At 51.4% G+C, this 19,711-nt stretch carries 24 protein-coding genes and 1 tRNA gene; 16 read left to right on the plus strand and 9 right to left on the minus strand.

Features of this window, described 5'->3' with window-relative positions; translation table 11 throughout:
- Positions 1-46: 46 nt before the first annotated feature.
- The 3 genes from MLAB_RS02505 to ilvE form a co-directional block, all read right to left on the minus strand.
- The gene (locus MLAB_RS02505; RefSeq protein ID WP_011832850.1) at positions 47-367 is read right to left on the minus strand and encodes a tetratricopeptide repeat protein; all 321 of its coding nucleotides are present in this window, start codon (positions 365-367) and stop codon (positions 47-49) included.
- A 73-nt stretch (positions 368-440) separates the two neighbouring features.
- A tRNA-Glu gene (locus tag MLAB_RS02510) sits at positions 441-513 on the minus strand.
- 68 nt (positions 514-581) lie between these two features.
- Positions 582-1,445, minus strand: coding sequence for a branched-chain-amino-acid transaminase (ilvE, locus tag MLAB_RS02515; RefSeq protein ID WP_048061981.1), 864 nt, complete (start codon positions 1,443-1,445; stop codon positions 582-584).
- A gap of 177 nt (positions 1,446-1,622) precedes the next feature.
- Between ilvE and MLAB_RS02520 the strand changes: the two genes are divergently transcribed.
- The 3 genes from MLAB_RS02520 to MLAB_RS02530 are packed head-to-tail and all read left to right on the plus strand — an operon-like array spanning position 1,623 to position 2,785.
- Positions 1,623-2,066, plus strand: coding sequence for an FKBP-type peptidyl-prolyl cis-trans isomerase (locus tag MLAB_RS02520; RefSeq protein ID WP_011832852.1), 444 nt, complete (start codon positions 1,623-1,625; stop codon positions 2,064-2,066).
- Between the two features lie 38 nt (positions 2,067-2,104).
- A complete protein-coding gene (locus MLAB_RS02525; protein ID WP_011832853.1) occupies positions 2,105-2,383 on the plus strand; it encodes a MoaD/ThiS family protein in 279 nt (92 codons plus the stop codon).
- 3 nt (positions 2,384-2,386) lie between these two features.
- The gene (locus MLAB_RS02530) at positions 2,387-2,785 is read left to right on the plus strand and encodes a molybdenum cofactor biosynthesis protein MoaE (protein ID WP_011832854.1); all 399 of its coding nucleotides are present in this window, start codon (positions 2,387-2,389) and stop codon (positions 2,783-2,785) included.
- 26 nt (positions 2,786-2,811) lie between these two features.
- On the opposite strand, the gene MLAB_RS02535 is transcribed toward MLAB_RS02530, so the two are convergent.
- The 3 genes from MLAB_RS02535 to MLAB_RS02545 are packed head-to-tail and all read right to left on the minus strand — an operon-like array spanning position 2,812 to position 5,427.
- Entirely contained in the window at positions 2,812-3,939 is a 1,128-nt protein-coding gene (locus MLAB_RS02535; RefSeq protein WP_011832855.1) for a 50S ribosomal protein L15, read from the minus strand.
- Positions 3,929-4,915 carry a homoserine dehydrogenase gene (locus MLAB_RS02540; protein WP_011832856.1) on the minus strand — a complete coding sequence of 329 codons (987 nt, stop codon included), beginning with the start codon at positions 4,913-4,915 and terminating at the stop codon, positions 3,929-3,931. Before MLAB_RS02540 ends, MLAB_RS02535 begins: the two co-directional genes overlap by 11 nt.
- A complete protein-coding gene (locus tag MLAB_RS02545; protein ID WP_011832857.1) occupies positions 4,912-5,427 on the minus strand; it encodes an ACT domain-containing protein in 516 nt (171 codons plus the stop codon). Before MLAB_RS02545 ends, MLAB_RS02540 begins: the two co-directional genes overlap by 4 nt.
- A 280-nt stretch (positions 5,428-5,707) precedes the next feature.
- Between MLAB_RS02545 and MLAB_RS02550 the strand changes: the two genes are divergently transcribed.
- The 11 genes from MLAB_RS02550 to hisB all read left to right on the plus strand — a co-directional run bounded on the left by MLAB_RS02550 (position 5,708) and on the right by hisB (position 14,728).
- Positions 5,708-5,980 carry a 4Fe-4S dicluster domain-containing protein gene (locus MLAB_RS02550; RefSeq protein ID WP_048061982.1) on the plus strand — a complete coding sequence of 91 codons (273 nt, stop codon included), beginning with the start codon at positions 5,708-5,710 and terminating at the stop codon, positions 5,978-5,980.
- Positions 5,977-7,110 (plus strand): 2-oxoacid:acceptor oxidoreductase subunit alpha, encoded by a 1,134-nt coding sequence (locus MLAB_RS02555; protein ID WP_011832859.1) that lies wholly within the window; start codon positions 5,977-5,979, stop codon positions 7,108-7,110. Before MLAB_RS02550 ends, MLAB_RS02555 begins: the two co-directional genes overlap by 4 nt.
- Positions 7,107-7,901, plus strand: coding sequence for a thiamine pyrophosphate-dependent enzyme (locus MLAB_RS02560; protein WP_011832860.1), 795 nt, complete (start codon positions 7,107-7,109; stop codon positions 7,899-7,901). Before MLAB_RS02555 ends, MLAB_RS02560 begins: the two co-directional genes overlap by 4 nt.
- A complete protein-coding gene (locus tag MLAB_RS02565) occupies positions 7,898-8,431 on the plus strand; it encodes a 2-oxoacid:acceptor oxidoreductase family protein (RefSeq protein WP_011832861.1) in 534 nt (177 codons plus the stop codon). The genes MLAB_RS02560 and MLAB_RS02565 overlap by 4 nt, the downstream gene beginning before the upstream one ends.
- Positions 8,428-9,513 carry an ADP-forming succinate--CoA ligase subunit beta gene (gene sucC / locus MLAB_RS02570; protein WP_011832862.1) on the plus strand — a complete coding sequence of 362 codons (1,086 nt, stop codon included), beginning with the start codon at positions 8,428-8,430 and terminating at the stop codon, positions 9,511-9,513. Before MLAB_RS02565 ends, sucC begins: the two co-directional genes overlap by 4 nt.
- A complete protein-coding gene (gene sucD / locus MLAB_RS02575; protein ID WP_011832863.1) occupies positions 9,510-10,385 on the plus strand; it encodes a succinate--CoA ligase subunit alpha in 876 nt (291 codons plus the stop codon). The genes sucC and sucD overlap by 4 nt, the downstream gene beginning before the upstream one ends.
- Positions 10,382-11,188 (plus strand): DNA integrity scanning protein DisA nucleotide-binding domain protein, encoded by an 807-nt coding sequence (locus MLAB_RS02580; protein WP_011832864.1) that lies wholly within the window; start codon positions 10,382-10,384, stop codon positions 11,186-11,188. Before sucD ends, MLAB_RS02580 begins: the two co-directional genes overlap by 4 nt.
- A 169-nt stretch (positions 11,189-11,357) precedes the next feature.
- Positions 11,358-12,575 (plus strand): methionine adenosyltransferase, encoded by a 1,218-nt coding sequence (locus MLAB_RS02585; protein WP_011832865.1) that lies wholly within the window; start codon positions 11,358-11,360, stop codon positions 12,573-12,575.
- 2 nt (positions 12,576-12,577) lie between these two features.
- The gene (hisG, locus tag MLAB_RS02590; RefSeq protein WP_011832866.1) at positions 12,578-13,438 is read left to right on the plus strand and encodes an ATP phosphoribosyltransferase; all 861 of its coding nucleotides are present in this window, start codon (positions 12,578-12,580) and stop codon (positions 13,436-13,438) included.
- Position 13,439: 1 nt separating this feature from the next.
- Positions 13,440-14,150, plus strand: coding sequence for a 1-(5-phosphoribosyl)-5-[(5-phosphoribosylamino)methylideneamino]imidazole-4-carboxamide isomerase (gene hisA / locus MLAB_RS02595; protein ID WP_011832867.1), 711 nt, complete (start codon positions 13,440-13,442; stop codon positions 14,148-14,150).
- Complete coding sequence (gene hisB / locus MLAB_RS02600; protein WP_011832868.1) at positions 14,147-14,728, plus strand: imidazoleglycerol-phosphate dehydratase HisB; 582 nt, start codon at positions 14,147-14,149, stop codon at positions 14,726-14,728. The genes hisA and hisB overlap by 4 nt, the downstream gene beginning before the upstream one ends.
- A 139-nt stretch (positions 14,729-14,867) precedes the next feature.
- Here hisB and MLAB_RS02605 read toward each other — a convergent pair whose 3' ends face one another.
- The 3 genes from MLAB_RS02605 to MLAB_RS02615 all read right to left on the minus strand — a co-directional run bounded on the left by MLAB_RS02605 (position 14,868) and on the right by MLAB_RS02615 (position 16,995).
- The gene (locus MLAB_RS02605) at positions 14,868-15,071 is read right to left on the minus strand and encodes a histone family protein (RefSeq protein WP_011832869.1); all 204 of its coding nucleotides are present in this window, start codon (positions 15,069-15,071) and stop codon (positions 14,868-14,870) included.
- Positions 15,072-15,223: 152 nt separating this feature from the next.
- Entirely contained in the window at positions 15,224-16,003 is a 780-nt protein-coding gene (mtxX, locus tag MLAB_RS02610; RefSeq protein ID WP_011832870.1) for a methanogenesis marker protein Mmp4/MtxX, read from the minus strand.
- Positions 16,000-16,995 carry a methanogenesis marker 2 protein gene (locus MLAB_RS02615; RefSeq protein WP_011832871.1) on the minus strand — a complete coding sequence of 332 codons (996 nt, stop codon included), beginning with the start codon at positions 16,993-16,995 and terminating at the stop codon, positions 16,000-16,002. The genes mtxX and MLAB_RS02615 overlap by 4 nt, the downstream gene beginning before the upstream one ends.
- 174 nt (positions 16,996-17,169) lie before the next feature.
- On the opposite strand from MLAB_RS02615, the gene MLAB_RS02620 reads away from it, so the two are divergent.
- Entirely contained in the window at positions 17,170-17,928 is a 759-nt protein-coding gene (locus MLAB_RS02620; RefSeq protein ID WP_011832872.1) for a TrmB family transcriptional regulator, read from the plus strand.
- Between the two features lie 87 nt (positions 17,929-18,015).
- Positions 18,016-19,446 (plus strand): replication factor C large subunit, encoded by a 1,431-nt coding sequence (locus tag MLAB_RS02625; RefSeq protein WP_011832873.1) that lies wholly within the window; start codon positions 18,016-18,018, stop codon positions 19,444-19,446.
- Positions 19,447-19,711: the final 265 nt, after the last annotated feature.

Below are 19,711 nucleotides of genomic sequence, written 5' to 3' on the forward strand. Positions count from 1 at the left end.
ATTTTTCTTGGTGTCTTAGAGGATAAGGATATCTTCCCGATACGCTCTACAGATCGTTGATTCGGAGAATGCAGGCCGTTTTTTTCTCAACAGCACCAAGCTTGTCAAAGCATTCGGCAAGTAATTCAAGGGTGGGTTTGTCATCGGGCAGAAGAATCAGGGCTCTTTCCAAAGCGCTGACGGCATCTCCGTATTTTTCAAGACCGATCAGGGCTGTGCCTCTTCCTTTCCAGGCTTCAGCATCATTCGGCAGAAGTTCCGTTAATCTCAGGTAGGCTTCCGCTGCTTTTTCATAGCGCTCATCTGCGAGAAGATTGTCTGCGGTAGTCTTCCAGAAGACAGGGTTGTTTGTGGGGTGAAATGTCATAATAAAACTGCAGGAAAATACTCATGACTCGTGGTCATGTTTGACTTGGCAGCACACCCGTGCCGCCGATAAATGCTGATATCGGGATTCGAACCCGAGTCGCCGGCGTGAAAGGCCGGCATGATTGGCCTCTACACTATATCAGCTCAAACTGCCTATAATAGTCTACGCTGATTTATAAAAAGATTTTGATTGATCCCTTTTGATTTCAGGATCAGTATGCATCGCCGGAGTTCTGAGTCTCCGTCTGGAATGATGCAAGAAGTTTTTTGTAGACTGGGCCTGGAACGCCGGTTCCGATCGTTCTGCCGTCTATTTTGGTGATTGCGCAGATTTCTGCGGCCGTTCCTGTGACCATGACTTCGTCGGCGGTGTAAAGATCAAAGAGTCCGAGCTCGCAGATCTCGTAGCGGATCCCGATTTTCGCGCAGATGTCGAGAAGGACAAGGCGGGTGATGCCTTTGAGGTTGTTGATGGTCGGAGGAGTGTAGAGAACGCCGTCTTTTATGAGATAGATGTTGTCGCCGGAACCTTCTGCAAGTTTTCCGGTTCGATCAAGGAAGATGGCTTCGTCGCCGCCCTTGTAGTTTGCCTCGATCTTACCAAGAATGTTGTTCAGGTAGTTGAGGGATTTGATGTTCGGCGGGAGAGTGTCCGGCGGGTTTCTTCTCACACAGACCGTCACCGCGGTAAGACCGGTTTCATAGAGGTCGCCGTACATTGCTCCCCAGGCTGAAGCAGCACAGATGATCGAGGGGTTTGCGCAGTGACGCGGGTCGAGTCCCATAGTTCCGACACCACGCGTAATGATCGGACGGATGTAGGCATCCTTCAGGTTGTTCTGGCGCAGAGTCTCTTTGATGATCTCGGCCATCTCGGCGCGGGTGATCCCGGGATCAAGATCTAAGGCTTTAGCCGAGTCGAAGAGACGGTCAACGTGTTCTTTGAGGCGGAACACACGACCATTGTATGCTCTGATTCCTTCAAACACACCGTCTCCGTAAAGGAATCCGTGGTCGAAAATTGACACGGTTGCCTGTTCTTCAGGCACAAATTTCCCGTTTATGTAAACTAACATGATAAATAATATGTGATGTGGTATGATATAGGATTTTGGTCTATGCATGATAAAATCCGGCGTTCATGCGTTTATTTCGGTGATAGTGTCGGAAAAAACGAGGGTTCATGCAGGGTGATTTTTCAGGATATCCCGGCCCCGCCAAATACTTATACCGTTACATCCCACAATCACGGTATGTCAGTACAAAACGGCGATACAATACGCGTACACTACATTGGAGAATTAACCGACGGCACACGTTTCGACTCATCGGAGGGCCGCGACCCCCTTCAGTTTACTGTTGGTTCCGGTATGGTAGTCCCAGGTTTCGATGCCGCAGTTCTTGGAATGGAGATCGGCGAGACAAAATCAGTCACAATCCTTCCGGTCGATGCATACGGTGAAAAGACCGATGAGATGACGGTGGATATTCCGCGTGCAGAGTTCGGGGAGGATTTCACCGCTAATCCCGGCGAGCAGCTTATGATCCAGCTTGGGGATGGAAACCAGATCCCGGTCACTATCACGAAGATCGACGAGAACACGGTGACGCTTGATGCAAATCACCCTCTTGCAGGCAAAACACTCGTGTTTACGATAACGCTTGCCGAGATCTGCGCCGCTGAACCCGACGCGTAATTATTCATATCTTTAGATCAAACACCATATCAGCGAACATGCCACAGATAACCATACGCTCATTTGCCAAGTTCAGAGAACTCTTCGGTGAAGTGAACACGGTAAGCGTTCCGGAAGGCACCTCCATTCTAGGTGCCCTTCTGGCTTTTGCCAAGACGCAGAAAGACGGGATGGATGAACTCTTTGCCGGCGGCAAACTTGGATCGCACATCATTCTTATGTATAACCGGGAAAGGATCGACTCCGACGATGCAAAGACCATTCATATGGCAGAGGGTGACGAACTCGTCATCTATCCGCCGGTTTCCGGAGGATAAAAGATGGTTCTCGCATTGCAGAAAGAGGATATAGATATTGGAGCTCTGATCAGTGCCTCGCGAACGAATAATGACGGGGCCCAGATCGTTTTTATCGGCTGCGTCAGAGACGACGGGAATATGGATGCTCTTGAGATCGAAGCGTTCGTTCCGGTCGCAGAAAAAGATCTTGCCGATATCGCCGCGGAGGCGATGGAACGGTTCAGTTTGAACTCGGTCGACATCGTTCACCGATACGGCCGTCTTGCTCTGGGAGAAACGATCGTTGTTATTTTAGTCGGCGCCGGTCATCGCCCCGAGGCATACGAGGGCTCCCGCTTTATCATCGAAAAACTGAAGGAAAAAGTGCCGATCTGGAAACAGGAACTCTCAGGAAATGCCCGGGGAGAGTGGGTACACTAACCCTCGCTATTTTTGTTAAAAATAATTCAGAAGACAATCGGACATGCCGGATCCAGAAGGATTTCCTGCGGCTGTGATTTCAGACTGACCGCCCCGACCGCCCCGATGATGCCTTTTTTCCCGTAGACCTGAACGCCCGACCTTTTCGCAGTCTCTAGGACTTCTTCCATGGAAACGCGTTCACGACGGATCTTTTCGCCAAGCCTGAGAAGACCTTCCGGCACGGTGATGCTCGTCATGATGGCGACACCCCATTCATCGGAGACGCTTTCCTCATCGACAAATCTGCAGACCTTTGCGGCAAGCGTTGGGAGAACGCTCGGATCAACGGCAAGTTCGATGAAGCTGCAGGAGTTTCCTGCGGTTTTTTCTTCGATGTCCTGACAGAGGGCGGCGACCTGATGTCTTATCCCGATCACACTTCCAGGATCCGTCAGATACTTCATCAGAGCCTGGGACAGGGCAAAGGTCGCGCCGCCGCATCCTTTCCGGTCGGTATCATCGACGCCGATCGTTACGGGGGTAAGTGCCGGGGTTCGAACTTCACCGGTGACTACGCCGTTTCCAACCGTAATCTGTACGCCCTTTACTCCTTTTGCATGCCCCATCATCGCCGATAACGAGTATGCGGGCCCTCCGGGGATCGAATGGATCGTCTGTATGATGTCGGCTCCGTCTTTTTTGACCGCAGCAAGACCTACTGCGGCAAAATCAAGTCTGAGTTCATTCTCCTCGCCGATCCTTGATCGTTCGCGAAAGATCATCCCGTCGCGGGTAACGGAGATTGCCGCTCCGCCGGCTTTCCGGTGATGAAATTCGCAGAATCCCGCACAGCCGCTCGAGAGACACTCGTGAAAAATTTCCACGTCCCTGCCGTCAAGAGTTGTAAAAATACGTTTGCAGGTGGTCTGAGGAAGGGCACTTCTCGAGGCGTAATGTGCGGGATTTCTTCCGTGAGGCTCTTCTTTCACGAAGATGCAGCCCTCTTTTATCATCCGGTTAATCCAGTCCTGGGCCGTTGAACGGGGGACATTGGCGGCAGATGCCAGATCAGCAGTGGTGAAGTGCCCTGCTTCGAAGGTCATCTGCCTCATGGCTGTGAGAAATGCTCCGCGGCGTTCGAGGACGCCGCCGGATTTTTCCTTACCGGTCATATTTGTCTGTGATAAAGAGAAGATCCGCCAGGATCGCACTGGCCGTTTCAACAGATCCTGCGCCCCGGCCGATGAAGGTGATCGCGCCGGCATACTCGGTTTCAACGGTCACTGCGTTCAACGTGCCGGTAACGACAAGCGGATTGGTTTTGGAGATAAGCCGCGGCGAGACCTCCAGAAGATTCTTTTCCGGGTGAAGGGTTGCAATCAGCCGTATCGAGTGTCCTGTTTCTTCGGCCATCAAGAGAGCATCAACGGTCAAATCCGATATGCCGGTACGTTGAACATCGTCAAGTTTCACATCCATCCCGAGCATGGTATTTGCAAGGATGACGAGTTTGATCGCGGCATCGGTCCCGTTAATATCGTAAGTGGGATCTGCCTCGGCATATCCAAGATCGCGTGCTTCGGCGAGTGCCTGGACATACGTCAAACCCTCTTCCTCCATTCTGGTCAGAATATAATTGCAGGTTCCGTTTAAAACGCCGTAGAGTGCTTTGATTTTGTTGCCGGCAAGTCCGTATTTTATCCCGCGAAGAATTGGTACGGCGCCTGCCACGGTTCCTTCGAAAAGGAATCCAACGTTATTTTCTTCCGCCAGTCTGAGCAGTTCGGCTGAAGCGAGAGAGACAGGTCCTTTGTTCGAAGTGACGACATGCTTTCCCCGCATGATCGCGGTTTTGATGATAGAAAGTGCTGGTTCGCCAGTCTCGGCGTTTGTAGGAGTAACCTCGACAAGGATATCGTATTCAGCTTCGGCCGAGATTCGTGCCGCGGGCCAGGCGGGGTCCCCGCAGCGTCCGGTCTTCTTTTTCTTTGCAAGAATCTCTTCTATATTGAGGCCGGCAGGATCAATTACGCCGCTTTTTGAATCCGCGGCGGCAACGATCCGGAACCGCTCATCTCCTGCGAGGACTTCTGCGACACCGCGTCCGACCGAACCAAGGCCGATCAGCGCGACATTCCATGTTTTCATAAGCCGCCTCCTATCTGGTTGATGATGAGAAGATGTTTTTCCACGGCGATTTCTTTAAGCGTTATCACTGCCTGAGTCATCTCCTGTTCACTTACGGCTTTTATCGTGAGTTTCGCGGTGGAGGGTTCGTCCATACCAGGCATTACGATGTCGAGTTCGGTTACTTCAGCAATATTCTTCTTATCGATCCGGTTCACCGTATCTGTCAGATCGGTGTGAAGGATATGGCCAATCAGGATGAAAGTTTTTGTACAGGTGAGATGTTCGGTTCCAATTCGTACGATGGCCACGCCGTTTGCACGGAGAGCATCCATCAGTTCAACGAGCCGGGTCTCTGGAAGAGAGATGACGATATCTACAATTAAGGCTCCGTTCACGGACTTGGTGTCGCGCTGATGGGAGATAGTTATGATATTTGCTCCGCTTTTTGATATTGGTTCTATTGCGGCAAGTAACTGCCCAGGTTTGTCTTTGAGTTCTAGTCTTAGCGAGGTTCGGACATTTTTCTGCAAGCGTATCCCTCTGATTCCTATTATTTCTTCTTTTTGAAATGGATAAGGATTCCCATAGGCGTATGTATGTCACTGTATGACAAGGTGAGCCTCCACACATGCCCCTATAATTTCCGCATGACGGTGTGAAGTTCATCGCTGTACCCAGAGATGATTTTTCTTTTCACATCTATTTGGATAAGTTGGCTGGTTTCTTTTCCTGATATTTTCGGGATATACGGCATACTCAACGGAAGAACTTTTAGCCTGTTAAAGACTCATAATATTGATAGTATTAATAATGAAGCTCGTAGTCAATGAACGCCGGTGTAAAGGCTGCAATATGTGTACAAAAGTCTGTCCTTACGGGATTTTCCAGGAAGGAAAGAGACCAGGTTCACGCGGCTACATCATCCCGGTTTTGGACCATCCAGAGAGATGTACAAACTGCCGTTTGCAGAAGCTCTATGGGCGTCAACTCTGCGGGATGTGTCAGATGATATGTCCGGACCAGGCAATATCCTGGATTGATGAAAAACCATTCGAGCCTCAGAAAGTGGTGATTGAATATTGACGGACAAAACTGATTTCCTGAACGGTAATGTGGCCTGTGCTGAAGGGGCTTTGGCTGCCGGATGCAGATTTTTCGCCGGATATCCTATCACCCCCTCGACGGAGGTCGCCGAGCGGATGGCAGTTCGTCTGCCCAAAGTCGGCGGGATTTTCATCCAGATGGAAGATGAACTGGCAAGTGCCGCCGCGATTATCGGGGGATCCTGGGCAGGTGCCAGGACGATGACCGCAACGTCGGGACCCGGCTTTTCCCTGATGATGGAAAATATAGGATACGCCGCCTTCACCGAAACCCCGATCGTGATCGTGAATGTTCAACGCGGAGGACCTTCCACCGGCCAGCCGACGATGGCTGCTCAGGGTGATATGCTTCAGTGCAGATACGGGTCACACGGGGATTACAGCGTGATCGCTCTGTCCCCCTCCTCCGTTCAGGAGATGTACGATCTGACGGTCAAAGCGTTCAATCTTGCCGACCGGTTCAGAACTCCGGTATTCCTGATGACGGACGAAACTATCGGACATATGCGGGAAAAGATCACTTTGCACAGCAATGTCGAGATCGTGCCCCGTCGCGAATTAAAGGAGGGCGAACTTCCCTGTGCTCCGGACGAGAATGGAGTTCCGGGATTTGCGACCTTCGGTATGGGCCATAACGTCCACATCACCGGACTGACCCATAATGAAAAGGGCTATCCGTCGACCGATTCCGCAGAAGTCCATGAGAATCTGGTCCGCCGTCAGGTCCGAAAAATCGAGGATTTCAGAAATGAGATCGCCGATGTCGACATCGTCAACCCGGAAGCCGAGCTGGTCTTCATCTCGTACGGCGCTCCGACCCGTACGGTCCGCCAGCTTCTTAACGATATTCCCGATACCTACGGTCATCTGAATCTGCGTATCGTCTGGCCGTTCCCCGATGAATCCCTGCTTGCATTCAAAAACGCCAAAGCGTTCATCATCCCGGAGATGAATCTCGGACAGATAGCCAAAGAGGTCCGCCAGCACACCAACACCCCGATAGTCGTCGTGCCGAAACTCGGAGGCGCCCTCCATACACCGGCTGAACTTCTTAAAGCAGTCGAAGTTGCAAAAACCGTGAAAAAACCGGTGACCGAGGTGCGTTTATGAATCTGGAAGACTGGTACCGTCAGGACCGGCTGCCTCACATTTATTGTGCCGGGTGCGGCAACGGAACGATCCTCAACTGTACTCTTCGGGCCGTTGAGGAACTGGACTACAAACAGGAGGAGACGACCTTCGTATCTGGAATTGGTTGTTCTTCCCGTGCTTCGGGATACACCTCGTCCGACTCGCTCCACACGACCCACGGCCGTGCCCTCGCCTTTGCGACCGGTCTGAAACTCGTGAAACCCCGCCAGCATGTGATCGTTTTCACCGGGGACGGGGATTGTTCTGCGATTGGCGGAAACCACTTCATCCATGCATGCAGACGAAACATCGACATCACCGTGATCTGTATGAACAACAATATCTACGGCATGACCGGCGGTCAGGGAAGTCCCTGTACACCGTATGGGGCCATCAGCACCACGACACCTTACGGCATGCAGGAGCAGCCGTTCGATCTCTGCAAAGTAGCCGAAGCTTCGGGAGCGAATTATGTTGCACGCTGGACCTCGTTCCATGTAAAAGAGTTGACCGAGGCGATCCGCGTCGGTCTTGAGACGCCGGGCCTTTCATTCATCGAAGTTATGACCCAGTGCCCCACCTCGTTCGGCAGCAAGAACAAGATGCGGCAGGTCACGCAGATGCTCGATATGTTCCGGGACAATGTCGTATTAAAGGCGAAAGCCGACCGCGATGCGACAAAAGGTATCCAACTTTCTCCTGAAAAGTTCGTTGTAGGTCAGTTTGTTCGGAGAAACAATCCTCCCCTAGGCGTGGAGGCCGCAAAATGAAATCCGAGATTCGATTCTCCGGCCTCGGCGGTCAGGGGATCATCACCGCCGCGGTCATCCTCGGCAGAGCGGCCGCATTGTATGGCAGTAAACACGTCGTTCAGACTCAGAGCTACGGACCCGAAGCACGCGGCGGGGCCTCGGCCTCTGCGGTGATCATCTCGGACGACCCGATCTATTATCCAAAGGTAACGGACCCGGACGTATACGCGATCATGTCCCAGGAAGCATACAATAAATACGGCTCGAATGTCAGGGAGGATGCCGTAATGCTTCTTGATCCCGGCTATGTCACCAGCCGGCCGTCATGCAGATTTTTTGAAGTCCCGGCAACGGCAGAAGCAAAGGCCCAACTTGGAAAAACGGTTTTTGCCAATGTGATCATGCTTGGAGGCATCCTTGAAGCAACCGGGATCGTTTCCTACGATGCACTCGAACACGCAGTTCTGGACAGCGTTCCAAAAGGTACAGAAGAGAATAACAAACGGGCGCTTGCAATCGGGCAGGAACTCGTCAGGAGTCAATTATGAAATTCCGCGAATATGAAGCAAAACAGATCTTCCGGGAAGCAGGAATCCCGGTGCCAAACAGTGTTCTGATCACCTCCGCCGACGAGGCAAACGCGGCCCAGAAAAAAGTCGCGGAAAAGGTTGTCCTCAAAGCTCAGGTCGATGTCGGCGGCAGAGGTAAAGCCGGCGGCATCCTTCCGGCAAACGCGGAAAACATCTCAGACGTCGCCCGCGATCTGTTTGCGAAGACCATCAAGGGACTTCCCGTCGAAAAGATCCTGGTCGAAGAAGCGCTCGAGATCTCACACGAATATTATCTGAGCATCACGATTGACCGTGCGAAAAAGATGCCGCTGATCCTCTTTTCCAGCGAAGGAGGAGTTGAGATCGAGACCCTCGCAAAGGAAAGGCCGGAGGCGCTCCGCCGCGTCTATGTTGATCCGTCCTTTGTCACGCTCCCGGATTTCATCGTCCGAAACGTCATCGGAACGAATCCAAAAGAGATCGGAACAATTGTCAGGGATCTTTTTGCCGTTTTCAGGTCCAGGGACGCCGTTCTTGCAGAGATCAATCCTCTGGTTATGACGCCGAAAGGCATTCTCGCAGCAGACGGCAAGATCATTCTGGATGACAACTCTCTGATCCGTCAGGGAATCTCCGAGAACAGAGACCTCACACCCCGCGAAGCTGAGGCCGAGAAACACGGTTTTTCCTATGTCGAACTGGAAGGAAACATCGGCGTGATCGGAAACGGCGCGGGTCTAACCATGGCAACCCTCGATATCATCTCCCATTATCACGGAAAAGCCGCGAACTTCCTGGATGTCGGCGGCGGAGCTGCTTCGGACCGGGTTATGTATGCAGTCCAGCTGGTTGCTTCCATGCCCGGCGTCAAAGTGATCGTGGTCAATCTTCTCGGCGGGATCACACGCTGCGACGAGGTTGCCAAAGGAATCATTGAGGCAGGAGTCCCGCAGCCGGTGATCGTTCGGATCGCCGGTACAAACGAGGAGGAAGGCCGAAGACTTCTTCAGGAATGCGGATATGTCATGTCTGACACTATGGATGCGGCGATTCGTGCCGCAGTGGAGGTAGTACAATGATCTACGCAGGAAAGAACACGGGCATTCTAGTTCAGGGAGCAACAGGATCCCAGGGAAAATTCCATATCAATCTGATGAACGCTTATGCACGACAGGTGGGCGGCACCGGCATTGTTGCCGGCATGACTCCCGGAAAAGCCGGCCAGGACGTCTTCGGCGTTCCGGTTTATAACTCCGTCGTGGATGCCATGGATGAACACGAGATTGGAGCATCCGTCATCTTTGTCCCGGCTGGCGGATGCGGCGACGCTATTATGGAAGCCGCCGATGCACGCATCCCAACTATCGTCACGATCACGGAACATGTCCCGGTTCATGATATTATGCGGGCGGTGGCTTATGCCGGTTCCCGCGGATCCCGGGTTATTGGTCCAAACTGCCCGGGAATGCTTGTTCCGGACGAGTGCAAGCTGGGTATCATTCCGGCAAATCTCTGCAGAAAAGGGGATGTCGGCGTTATCTCGCGAAGCGGCACACTGACCTATCAGGTCATCTCAGAACTGACATCGGCAGGTTTTGGTCAGTCGGGAATCATAGGCATCGGCGGGGACGCAGTTATCGGTCAGACCTTCTCTGAAGTTATGGACGAGTTCCACGCAGACGGACGGACTAAAACAGTCGTTCTGATCGGCGAGGTGGGCGGCAGTCTGGAGATCGAGGGAGCACGCCGTGCGCTGGATATCGGCATGCCGATCGTCTCGTATATCGCCGGTGTTTCCGCCCCGAAAGAGAAAAGGATGGGACACGCCGGTGCAATCGTCGAAGGAGGAGAAGGAGATGCTGCATCCAAGATCGAGCGTCTGCGGGCACTCGATATCCCTGTTGCAACCCGCCCGTCCGAGATCCCGGATCTTATACGGCGGTTGTTATGAGTGAGAAGAACCGGCTTCTTCTTACAGCGGCGGACAATCTGGCAAAAACGGTAAATGCCCTCGCCGTAATCTCCTTTCTTCCAAAAGAGGAGGATATCGTCATCGACACGCCGACGGTCCACGTGGTCGATATTCAGCCCGAGATCCTGCGTGACCACAGTATGGTTGCCCTTGTGGATTACTGTTCGAACCAGATCATCGATGCCGTTCTTCAATACAAGATACTTGCAAACGTGGACAGCGGAACCGTGGTTGCCGCATTTCCCTATGCGATCCTCATTTATGATGTGGAAAGTCAGGACAACTCCTTCTCGGTCGGAGATTATGCACACATTGTCGATCCGGAAGCTCTGCATTCTGTACTGATGCTTGCCCTTGAACTTGCCCACGACGGACGTGAAGGGCGATCAGTCGGTACTGCCTTCATTGTTGGCGATATCGATGAACTGAAACGCTGGTCCCATCAGGGTGTCTTAAATCCTTACGAGGGACATCCGGAAGAGGTCAGGGACGTGAAAATCGAGGAAAACTGGGAAAGCGTGAAAGAGTTTGCCCAGCTCGACGGTGTCTTTATCATCGATAAAAACGGGATCATCGCAGCATCCGGCAGATACCTCGATGCAGACAGCCGCGATGCGAATCTGCAGAGCGGACTCGGCGGCCGCCATCTGGCCACCGCAGCGATCACCAAGGTCGTACATGCGGTCGGGATCGTCGTGTCGGAGTCAGGCGGAGTCATCCGCGTTTTTGTCGGCGGGAAGTCCGTTGCCCAGATCCGTACTGATATTAAATTAGTTCTTTAAACCGGCGCGATGAATCCTGTACTTCGTTTTCCGGTGAGTTGATGCGGTAAATGGATATGAATACTTCCATATTATTCTCTGTTTAATTATTATTAGTTCCAAAATTTCCCGATTTGCAATGCGAGCTTTTTTATATTCAAACATCAGATTATTCTGAAGTGATTCAAAAATGAAGAGAAATATCAGCATCACTCATCTTTCTCAAACTCCAATGGAAAAGCAGAAAGTCGAACTGGTCGAACGCAAATGTATCGGTCACCCCGACAGTATTGCCGATGGAGTCGCCGAGGCGATTTCCCGTGCACTCTGCAGAGAATATATGGAGGAGTGCGATGGTGCGGTCCTCCACCACAACACCGATCAGGGCGAAGTTGTAGCAGGGGAATCCCTTCCTCAGTTCGGCGGCGGAAAAATCATTAAACCGATCTACTTCCTCTTAACCGGAAGAGCAACCCGCCAGTTCGGCAACAAAGTATTCGCCACCGACGCCATCGCAATAGAAGCAGCACGTGCCTACCTGAGCGAAACAATACCCACCTTTAATATGGACACCGACGTCATCGTCGACTGCCGTATGGGAACCGGTTCTACCGACCTTCGTGATGTTTTCCACACGAAGAAAGGCCACACTGCAGTTCCTCGTGCAAACGACACCTCCTTTGGTGTAGGCCACGCCCCGTTCTCTCAGGTTGAACAGATCATCCTTGGACTTGACGAGTACATCTCCAAAGAGTTCCGCCCGAAAAACCCGATGGTCGGTTACGATCTCAAGCTCATGGGACTGAGAGACATCAATACTATCACTATCACCGTCGCTTCCGCGATGGTCGACCGGTATTGTTCCGGTATCGACGAATATGTAGAGATGAAGGAAAAGATGGTTGAATCTTTTACGCAGGTAGCCAGACAATACACCGACAGGAAAGTAAAAGTTGAGATCAACACTGCAGATATCATCCGCAAAAAGGCGACCTCAGTTTTCCTGACCGTGAATGGCACCTCGGCAGAGATGGGCGACGACGGGTCCGTCGGACGCGGAAACCGCTGCAATGGGCTTATCACCCCGAACAGACCAATGTCCATGGAAGCAACTTCCGGTAAGAACCCCATCAACCATATCGGTAAGATCTACAACCTGCTTTCTACTGAAATCGCAAAGGAAGCATGCCAGAAGGTCGACGGCATCGAGGAAATGTACGTCAGACTCCTTTCCCAGATCGGTCATCCAATCGACTACCCGCACATTGCCAGTGTCCAGTGCATAACCAAACGCGGATACAACTTCAAGGACTTTGCACCTGAAGTTGAAGAGATCGTCAACAAACGTCTGGAGAACATCACCGATATCACCAGACTCGTCATCGACGGTAAATTAAAGACCTTCTAAGTATGGCAAAAATACGTCTGGCGATTCCAAATAAGGGTCGTATAGCAGAGCCGATCAACGATCTGATGGACAAAGCCGGTATCCATATCAATATGACCGGCTCCCGTCAGCTTATCGCAAAGACGATCGATCCGGAGATCGAGGTCCTGTTCGTCAGGCCGATTGACATACCAGAATATGTGGCGAAGGGTGTTGCCGATCTCGGCATCACCGGGCTCGATATGGTCGCTGAACGCCGGGCGGACGTTGCCCGTCTTCTGGATCTGAAGTTCGGCTCGGCAAAACTCGTAATCGCCGTCCCTCAGGAATCTCCTATCACGTCTGTCGAGACGATGAACGGCTGCCGGATCGCCACCGAATTTCCAAGCATCTGTAAAGATTTCTTCGCTGAAAGATCCGTCGAAGTGAATATTATCGAGGTTTCCGGGGCATGCGAAGCGGCCCCGCATCTCGGCATAGCCGACGGAATTGCCGACCTGACCTCATCCGGGACGACACTCGAGGTCAACAAACTCCGGATTGTCGAAGAGATCCTTGCAAGCACGACCAACGTCATCGCCAACAAAACCTCTCTCGTCGAAAAGCATGAAAAGATCGAAGAGATCCTTCTTGCCTTTGAGAGCGTTATCGCTGCCAAAGGTCAGTGTTATCTGATGCTGAATGTGAAACGGGAGAAACTCGAGGAGATCAAAGCGCTGATCCCCGGTCTTGGGGGTCCGACGATCATGGACATTGCCGGCTCCGGATCCGTTGCCCTCCATGCCGTCGTATCGACCAACAAGGTATATCAGCTGATCAATCAGCTGAAACGTGCCGGAGCACGGGATATCCTTGTTCTGGACATCATGAGGATGGTGAGATAGGATGGAAGTCTTCCCGGCGGTCGACATACTTTCCGGGAACTGTGTCCAGCTTGTCGGCGGCGATCGGCTGACGGCCACGGTATATGGATCCCCGATGGACAATGCCCGTCGCTGGATCAGCGAAGGAGCATCCAATCTCCATGTCGTGAATCTTGACGGAGCATTTACAGCGAGCACCACCAACGCGGAGATGATCCGCGAAGTGGTCGAAAAAACAGACGTTTTTGTTCAGGTAGGCGGAGGTATTCGCAGTCTTGAGGATGCACGCGGCTGGCTGAACTGCGGCGTTGCCCGGATCATTCTGAGTACATTTGCGACCCGGGAACCTGCTGTTATCCGAACCTTAAGTAAAGAGTTCGGCAGCGAACGCATCATGGCAGGAGTGGATGCACGCCGGGGTGAGATCGCCGTTTCCGGATGGCAGGAACTGGCAGGCGACTTCATCGTCTGGGCCCAAAAGTTCGAAGAACTGGGTGCAGGATCTCTGCTCTACACAAATGTAGATGTGGAAGGACAGCAAGCCGGAATCGATATCGAACCTGTGCAGAAACTTCTGGATGCAGTCGACATTCCGGTCATCGTGGCAGGAGGCGTGACAACATCTCAGGATGTGACCGCTCTTAAGCAGCTCGGTGCATCGGGCTGTGTTCTCGGATCGGCACTCTACAGCGGACGAATCACTCTTAAAGAAGCACTGGAGGCAGCAGTATGAGATCAGTGGCAAAAACCAGAGAGACAAAAGAAACCAATATTCGTGTCGTCTTCGATCCGGATACACCCGGAACGATCGAGATATCCACGGGCGTCGCATTTATGGACCACATGCTGAACGCATTTGCCCGCCACGGCGGCTTTTCTCTGACCGTTGAGGCAAAAGGCGATCTTGAGGTCGATTGTCATCACACAATTGAAGACATCGGGATCGTTCTTGGGACCGCCATCAAAGAAGCGGTAGGCGAAGGTCGCGGCATCCGGCGTTTCGCTCATGCCATAATCCCGATGGACGAATCACGGGCCACCGCGGCACTGGATATCTCCGGCAGAGGATACCTCGTCATGGAAGGTTCCTTCACCGGTATCTCTACGGGAAGTATTCCAAACGACGTGTTCGAACACTTTTTCTACAGTCTCTGCATCAATGCAGGCATCACTGCCCATGTGATATTTTCTGGTGTAAACGATCATCACAAATGTGAAGCGATCTTCAAGGCATTCGGTATAGCTCTTGGGGAGGCACTTTCCATCCGTCCTGGAAATACTGCGGTTCCAAGCACGAAAGGAACACTATAATAATTCTATTTTTAAAAGAGAAATCTCTTTGAGAAAAATCCGGGAGGCCTCATACGAAACCGCCCGTATGAAAAAATACAAGCCTGGGCTTGTTTTTTATGCACGGGCACCATCGACCCGCACACCACACAAAATCAGGTTATTCCTTAGTGGCGAGGTCAATATCCTCTGCCTTGATGGTCTTGCGACCTGCATGCTGGGCAAGTTCGAATGCCTGCTTTGCGATAGCTTCAATATACGCTTCTGCTTTTGCTACTAATGCATCTGCTGCATCTTCGCCTACACGAACGGCGCCAGCTTTCTTTGCAAGTCTGACGACTGCTGCTTTTGGTAAGTCTGCCATAATTATTCTCAAACAAAAAATGGTTCAAAATAATATATAAAACTATGCCGGTTATGGACATTTTCAGCAGACTGATGATATTTCGCGGCTATTTTTTATTCTGCTCTTTGATTGTGGCTTAATTTTCGATTTGGGTTTTATTTTCATCCTGATTAGAAATCTGGGCTTAATTGTGGGTTATTTTTTTTCACAACTGTTGCCGTCAAATTGAGGGCGGGAACGTATCCTGACGAGGCGCGCGAACTATCAATAAATACGCCGGGAATATTCATAACTGGCGCACCATGCCCGATTCCAGCTCCAAGAAACGTTAGTGTACGAAATATCAGATTCCCGGAAATGCCGTCCGGAGCAATAATGACACCGCACTCTTTGACCATATCTTCGATCAAAATCTCCCCATGGACAGCACCGGTTTTTTCCGCAACCTGAATAGCATCGCTGATGGATTTATCAACGACCGGGTGCCTGCCGACATCTCCGATCCTTCCTCCAGAAAGAATTGCGGTTTTCTCATTCAACCCAAAACTCCGTGCAAGGTCCCGGCCGCGGGCAACAAGCTCTATCTTCTCATCAACGGCCCATCCTTCGTCAACACCGACGGGGGCAAGGAAAAACCGTTCGCCTCGGGCTGTTTCCAGCAGGGCGATTCGTTCCAGACGGGAGACGCCGTAGGCTGTCTTCAGATATCTGAGAGTCTCATTTGCCGGCAGAGTCCCCCTTACGGCTCCCTGAATTTTTCCAGAACGGAGATCATCAATCATAGCAATGTGAGGTTGATCCGAGATGACCATCTCGACAAATGCTGAATCCGTTTCATTCAACGGGGTTGATGAGTAACAGAGGATGCGGAGATCCTCTGAAGCTGCCAGCTCTGCACTTGCCAAAACTTTTTCGGCGTCGGCGCCGCAGCCGATTCCAAGCGTTATCATACTGAACTAATATTGGTAATGCCCTCAACACAGAAGTTGAAGAGCGTGGCTTTCTCGCTTCCTTTCTGAAGGACGAGTTTGCGTGTATCATTTACCGTCCCGATGACCTGAGCTGCCATGTTGACTTTTCTAAACAGCTGACATACCTGATCGACAGAGCCCTGATTTGCTGTTACGATGAATCCCATCCCGGGATACATGCGAACCCACTGTTCGAATCCGATCCCAAGCTTATCCAGATCCGGCCGCGGGATCGCATCAAGATCGATCAGACCTCCGACATTACTGGACTCAAGAAGCATACCAAGCGTTCCGATGATGCCGGGATTCGAGATGTCTTTTCCTGCGGTAAGGAGATGACGTTCGCCAAGGGTTTTCATCACGGCAATCTGGGATCTGAGCAGTTTTGGATCCTTCATCGTTACAGAGTCCCAGTTCATCCGGGCGTTTGGATGGATTCTTCCGTTAAGATCCATCGCAACGATGATCGCATCTCCCGGCTCCGCTTTGGTGCTGTAGATCACACTGTCCAGCTCGGCGATCCCGAGGATCGAAACATCGATGACATTGTGGGGCGCATCGGGGTGGAGATGGCCGCCGACCACCGGCACGTCGAAAGCTCTGGCCGCATCGCACATGCCTCGGGTGACCATGTTCATAAGTTCGTCGTCTGCGGCAGAAAGAACATCAACCATTGCAACCGGCCGCCCGCCCATCGCCGCTATATCATGAACATTTACAAGGATCGAGCAGTATCCTGCCCAATACGGATCGAGTTCCATCAGCTGGTTCCATATCCCGTCTGCAGCCAGGAGGAGAGCCGAACGACCGTTCTGAATTACCGCAGCATCCTCTCCGTACGATGCAACAACATCAATGTTGTCGATGTGGAGCGTTTTTACTAGATTGCCAATCGCTTTTTTACGTCGAACGCCGTCATATTTTCGAACGGCGTCTGAAACGGATTCAGGGGTATATGTATCTGCAGACATGTTTTTTTGATCACCTCTTGGGAATGAAAGGGGCCGGAATTTTTTAGTCCCTTTAATATGTGTCTTGTCTATTTATTCCCCTTCTGTAATGATAATATCTATGTTTCAGCCGGCTGGACACGGGGTAAATTATATCGTTACGTATGGAAAACATAATCACATTGACGGTGGTGTATGTTTGAAGAAAATATGATAGTTCAGCTCAAGGGAATAGGTATGAGTGAGTATGAATCAAAGGTTTATCTCACACTTATCTGTATTAATTCCGCAAGTCCCCGGGAACTTCACGAGACAACCAATATTCCCCGGGGAAGGGTATACGAGACGCTCACCACTCTGGAAAAGAAGGGTTTTATCATCTCGAACAGACAATCCCCGGTTCGCTATCGGGTCGCCGACATCCCCCACACCGTCGAAAGACTGAAGCGGGAGGCAGTTATACGCTATGATACGCTTGGCATGGCGCTTGAAACCTTTGCCGCTCTTGCCTGTACCGATCAGCTTGGTCAGACCTACACCATCCAGTCTGAGTGGGGAATAGAGAATCATATCCGTTTTCTTTTGAAAACAGCAAAGAACGAACTTCTCATCATCTCCGACGATCCCGCATTTTATCAGTATTTTGCAGAGGAGCTTTCCCAGGCGGTAAAACGCGTAAGTGTCAACAGTGTCGTCAGTAATAAAAAAACAGCGAAGAAAATACCATTCCCCTGTTATCTTGCCGACAAAGACACAAAAGAGTCTTTGTTCCAGCCCCCGATCCTCAGAAAAATGTCCCTGCCGACGAAAGTGATCATCTATGCGGACAGAAAGGAAGTACTTGCAGTATATGTGCGTGAAGGAAAGAAAGAGGCTGTTTTCACGCGAAACAACATCTACGCCGATTTCATAACCCGTACTGTTATGAAAAATCAGGTCAGGCTCTCTCAATAATTTCTTTTTCAAAAGCAGCATCGGCCCCGTTCCAGGACTTTTCCCAACCGTTATTATCTCCAGACATCCATAACTACAGTTACGAATATGGACTGGGCAGAGAAGTACCGCCCGATGCACCTTGCCGATATTTTAGGCAATGGATCGGCGGTCAGACAGATTGTTGACTGGGCCAAAACCTGGACGCCGGACTCCCGTCCGCTGCTTTTCACGGGAAAACCGGGTATTGGAAAGACATCTGCAGCCCTTGCTCTCGCCCGCGATATGGACTGGGAAGTTCTGGAACTGAACGCTTCGGATGCCCGCACGAAAACGATCATCGAGCGGGTCGCCGGAAACTCGTCAACAACGACTAGTCTATTTGGCGCCGGCCGAAAACTCATCATCATCGACGAGGTGGATAACCTCGAAGGAAATGCGGACAGAGGGGGAGCCCGGGCAATCGCTGATATTCTCAAAGAGGCAAAACAACCGATCGTTCTGATCGCAAACGACGCATACGGGGTCTCCGATTCGATTCGCCGGCTCTGTGATCCGGTCCCGTTCAGAGCGATCGGTGTCTCTACGCTCCAGAAACGGATGAAGGAGATCTGCCGTTTCGAAGACATCGCCTGCGGAGAAGATGCACTTTCAGCAATCGCGGAAAGTTCGGCAGGGGATATGCGTACTGCCGTAAATATGCTGTTCGGCTCCTCGACCGGCAAGACGAGCATCTCTGTCGGAGACATCAATACCGCCCAGAAGGATGAACGTGCGACGATTTTTGATTTAGTAGGCGGCGTTTTTGCCGGAGCACCGGACCGGGAACTGCAGAAACTTTCGTTCGAATGCGACGAAAAACCTGACTCTGTTATGCAGTGGATCGAGGAATCGATCCCGCTGATGCATGATCCCAAACGGCGGATCCGAGCATACGGCAGGATCTCCCGGGCCGATGTGTATCTTGGACGAACGATGCGGCGCCAGTATTTCACCCTCTGGCGGTATGCCACATCGATGATGACGCTCGGCGTGGCTTCGGAAAACGCCGGCGCAGGATTTCGGACGCGGATCATGCCCCCGTCCCGCTGGAAACGGATGAGTACCGCAAAAAAGCAGAAGACGGTCAGACGAACCCTCGCTGCATCGCTTGCAGAAGGATACAGCATTCCGGAGAGACAGATCCAGAGCGAGTATCTGGACCTGCTTTCCCGGTTTGCCGAAAAAGACCCTGCAGCATTCTGCGAACGCCACAACCTCGACGTCGATCAGATGGGAATCATCCTGCATGACAAAGCAGCCGCTGCCGCCGCGGTAAAGACAGTCCAGCAGGCCGCAAAAGAACGGGACATGAAGGTGAAAAAGATGGCGGCTTCCAAGAAGGCGGAGATGCGAAAACTCGAGGAGCAGCTGGAAGCTCTGCGCATGCAGGAACCCCCAGTCCCGGAAACGCCGCCGGCAGCAGAAGAACAACCGCTCGAAGAACCTCAGGAAGAAAAAAAGCTCGCCCCAAAGCAGGCGACGCTGGACTTTTTCTAACCTGCTTTTTTCCAGAAAATCTTTTTTTTTCTTCGATTGGTCCGCTGACGTTGTGACCGAAATCCGGCTTTTATCATAAATTTCGTATAATCTATATGAAATCTCATAAATACTAGGTCGATCGGCAAATGCTGATTGAAAATGGTTTGATCAATTCATCGTAACTTCGATGAATTACATTCATCCGATTACTAATATTACATTAAAGATAAATTTTAATTATAAAATATCTTAACAGACTAATAATTATATACTATAGATAAAG

The organism is Methanocorpusculum labreanum Z, from assembly GCF_000015765.1.
In the GTDB taxonomy this organism is placed as follows: domain Archaea; phylum Halobacteriota; class Methanomicrobia; order Methanomicrobiales; family Methanocorpusculaceae; genus Methanocorpusculum; species Methanocorpusculum labreanum.

Coding starts and splice junctions, on each gene's coding strand:
- MLAB_RS02505 (WP_011832850.1), bottom strand. CDS start 367: ATGACATTTCACCCCACAAACAACCCTGTCTTCTGGAAGACTACCGCA.
- ilvE (WP_048061981.1), bottom strand. CDS start 1,445: ATGTTAGTTTACATAAACGGGAAATTTGTGCCTGAAGAACAGGCAACC.
- MLAB_RS02520 (WP_011832852.1), top strand. CDS start 1,623: ATGTCAGTACAAAACGGCGATACAATACGCGTACACTACATTGGAGAA.
- MLAB_RS02525 (WP_011832853.1), top strand. CDS start 2,105: ATGCCACAGATAACCATACGCTCATTTGCCAAGTTCAGAGAACTCTTC.
- MLAB_RS02530 (WP_011832854.1), top strand. CDS start 2,387: ATGGTTCTCGCATTGCAGAAAGAGGATATAGATATTGGAGCTCTGATC.
- MLAB_RS02535 (WP_011832855.1), bottom strand. CDS start 3,939: ATGACCGGTAAGGAAAAATCCGGCGGCGTCCTCGAACGCCGCGGAGCA.
- MLAB_RS02540 (WP_011832856.1), bottom strand. CDS start 4,915: ATGAAAACATGGAATGTCGCGCTGATCGGCCTTGGTTCGGTCGGACGC.
- MLAB_RS02550 (WP_048061982.1), top strand. CDS start 5,708: ATGAAGCTCGTAGTCAATGAACGCCGGTGTAAAGGCTGCAATATGTGT.
- MLAB_RS02560 (WP_011832860.1), top strand. CDS start 7,107: ATGAATCTGGAAGACTGGTACCGTCAGGACCGGCTGCCTCACATTTAT.
- MLAB_RS02565 (WP_011832861.1), top strand. CDS start 7,898: ATGAAATCCGAGATTCGATTCTCCGGCCTCGGCGGTCAGGGGATCATC.
- sucC (WP_011832862.1), top strand. CDS start 8,428: ATGAAATTCCGCGAATATGAAGCAAAACAGATCTTCCGGGAAGCAGGA.
- sucD (WP_011832863.1), top strand. CDS start 9,510: ATGATCTACGCAGGAAAGAACACGGGCATTCTAGTTCAGGGAGCAACA.
- MLAB_RS02580 (WP_011832864.1), top strand. CDS start 10,382: ATGAGTGAGAAGAACCGGCTTCTTCTTACAGCGGCGGACAATCTGGCA.
- MLAB_RS02585 (WP_011832865.1), top strand. CDS start 11,358: ATGAAGAGAAATATCAGCATCACTCATCTTTCTCAAACTCCAATGGAA.
- hisG (WP_011832866.1), top strand. CDS start 12,578: ATGGCAAAAATACGTCTGGCGATTCCAAATAAGGGTCGTATAGCAGAG.
- hisA (WP_011832867.1), top strand. CDS start 13,440: ATGGAAGTCTTCCCGGCGGTCGACATACTTTCCGGGAACTGTGTCCAG.
- hisB (WP_011832868.1), top strand. CDS start 14,147: ATGAGATCAGTGGCAAAAACCAGAGAGACAAAAGAAACCAATATTCGT.
- MLAB_RS02605 (WP_011832869.1), bottom strand. CDS start 15,071: ATGGCAGACTTACCAAAAGCAGCAGTCGTCAGACTTGCAAAGAAAGCT.
- mtxX (WP_011832870.1), bottom strand. CDS start 16,003: ATGATAACGCTTGGAATCGGCTGCGGCGCCGACGCCGAAAAAGTTTTG.
- MLAB_RS02615 (WP_011832871.1), bottom strand. CDS start 16,995: ATGTCTGCAGATACATATACCCCTGAATCCGTTTCAGACGCCGTTCGA.
- MLAB_RS02620 (WP_011832872.1), top strand. CDS start 17,170: ATGTTTGAAGAAAATATGATAGTTCAGCTCAAGGGAATAGGTATGAGT.
- MLAB_RS02625 (WP_011832873.1), top strand. CDS start 18,016: ATGGACTGGGCAGAGAAGTACCGCCCGATGCACCTTGCCGATATTTTA.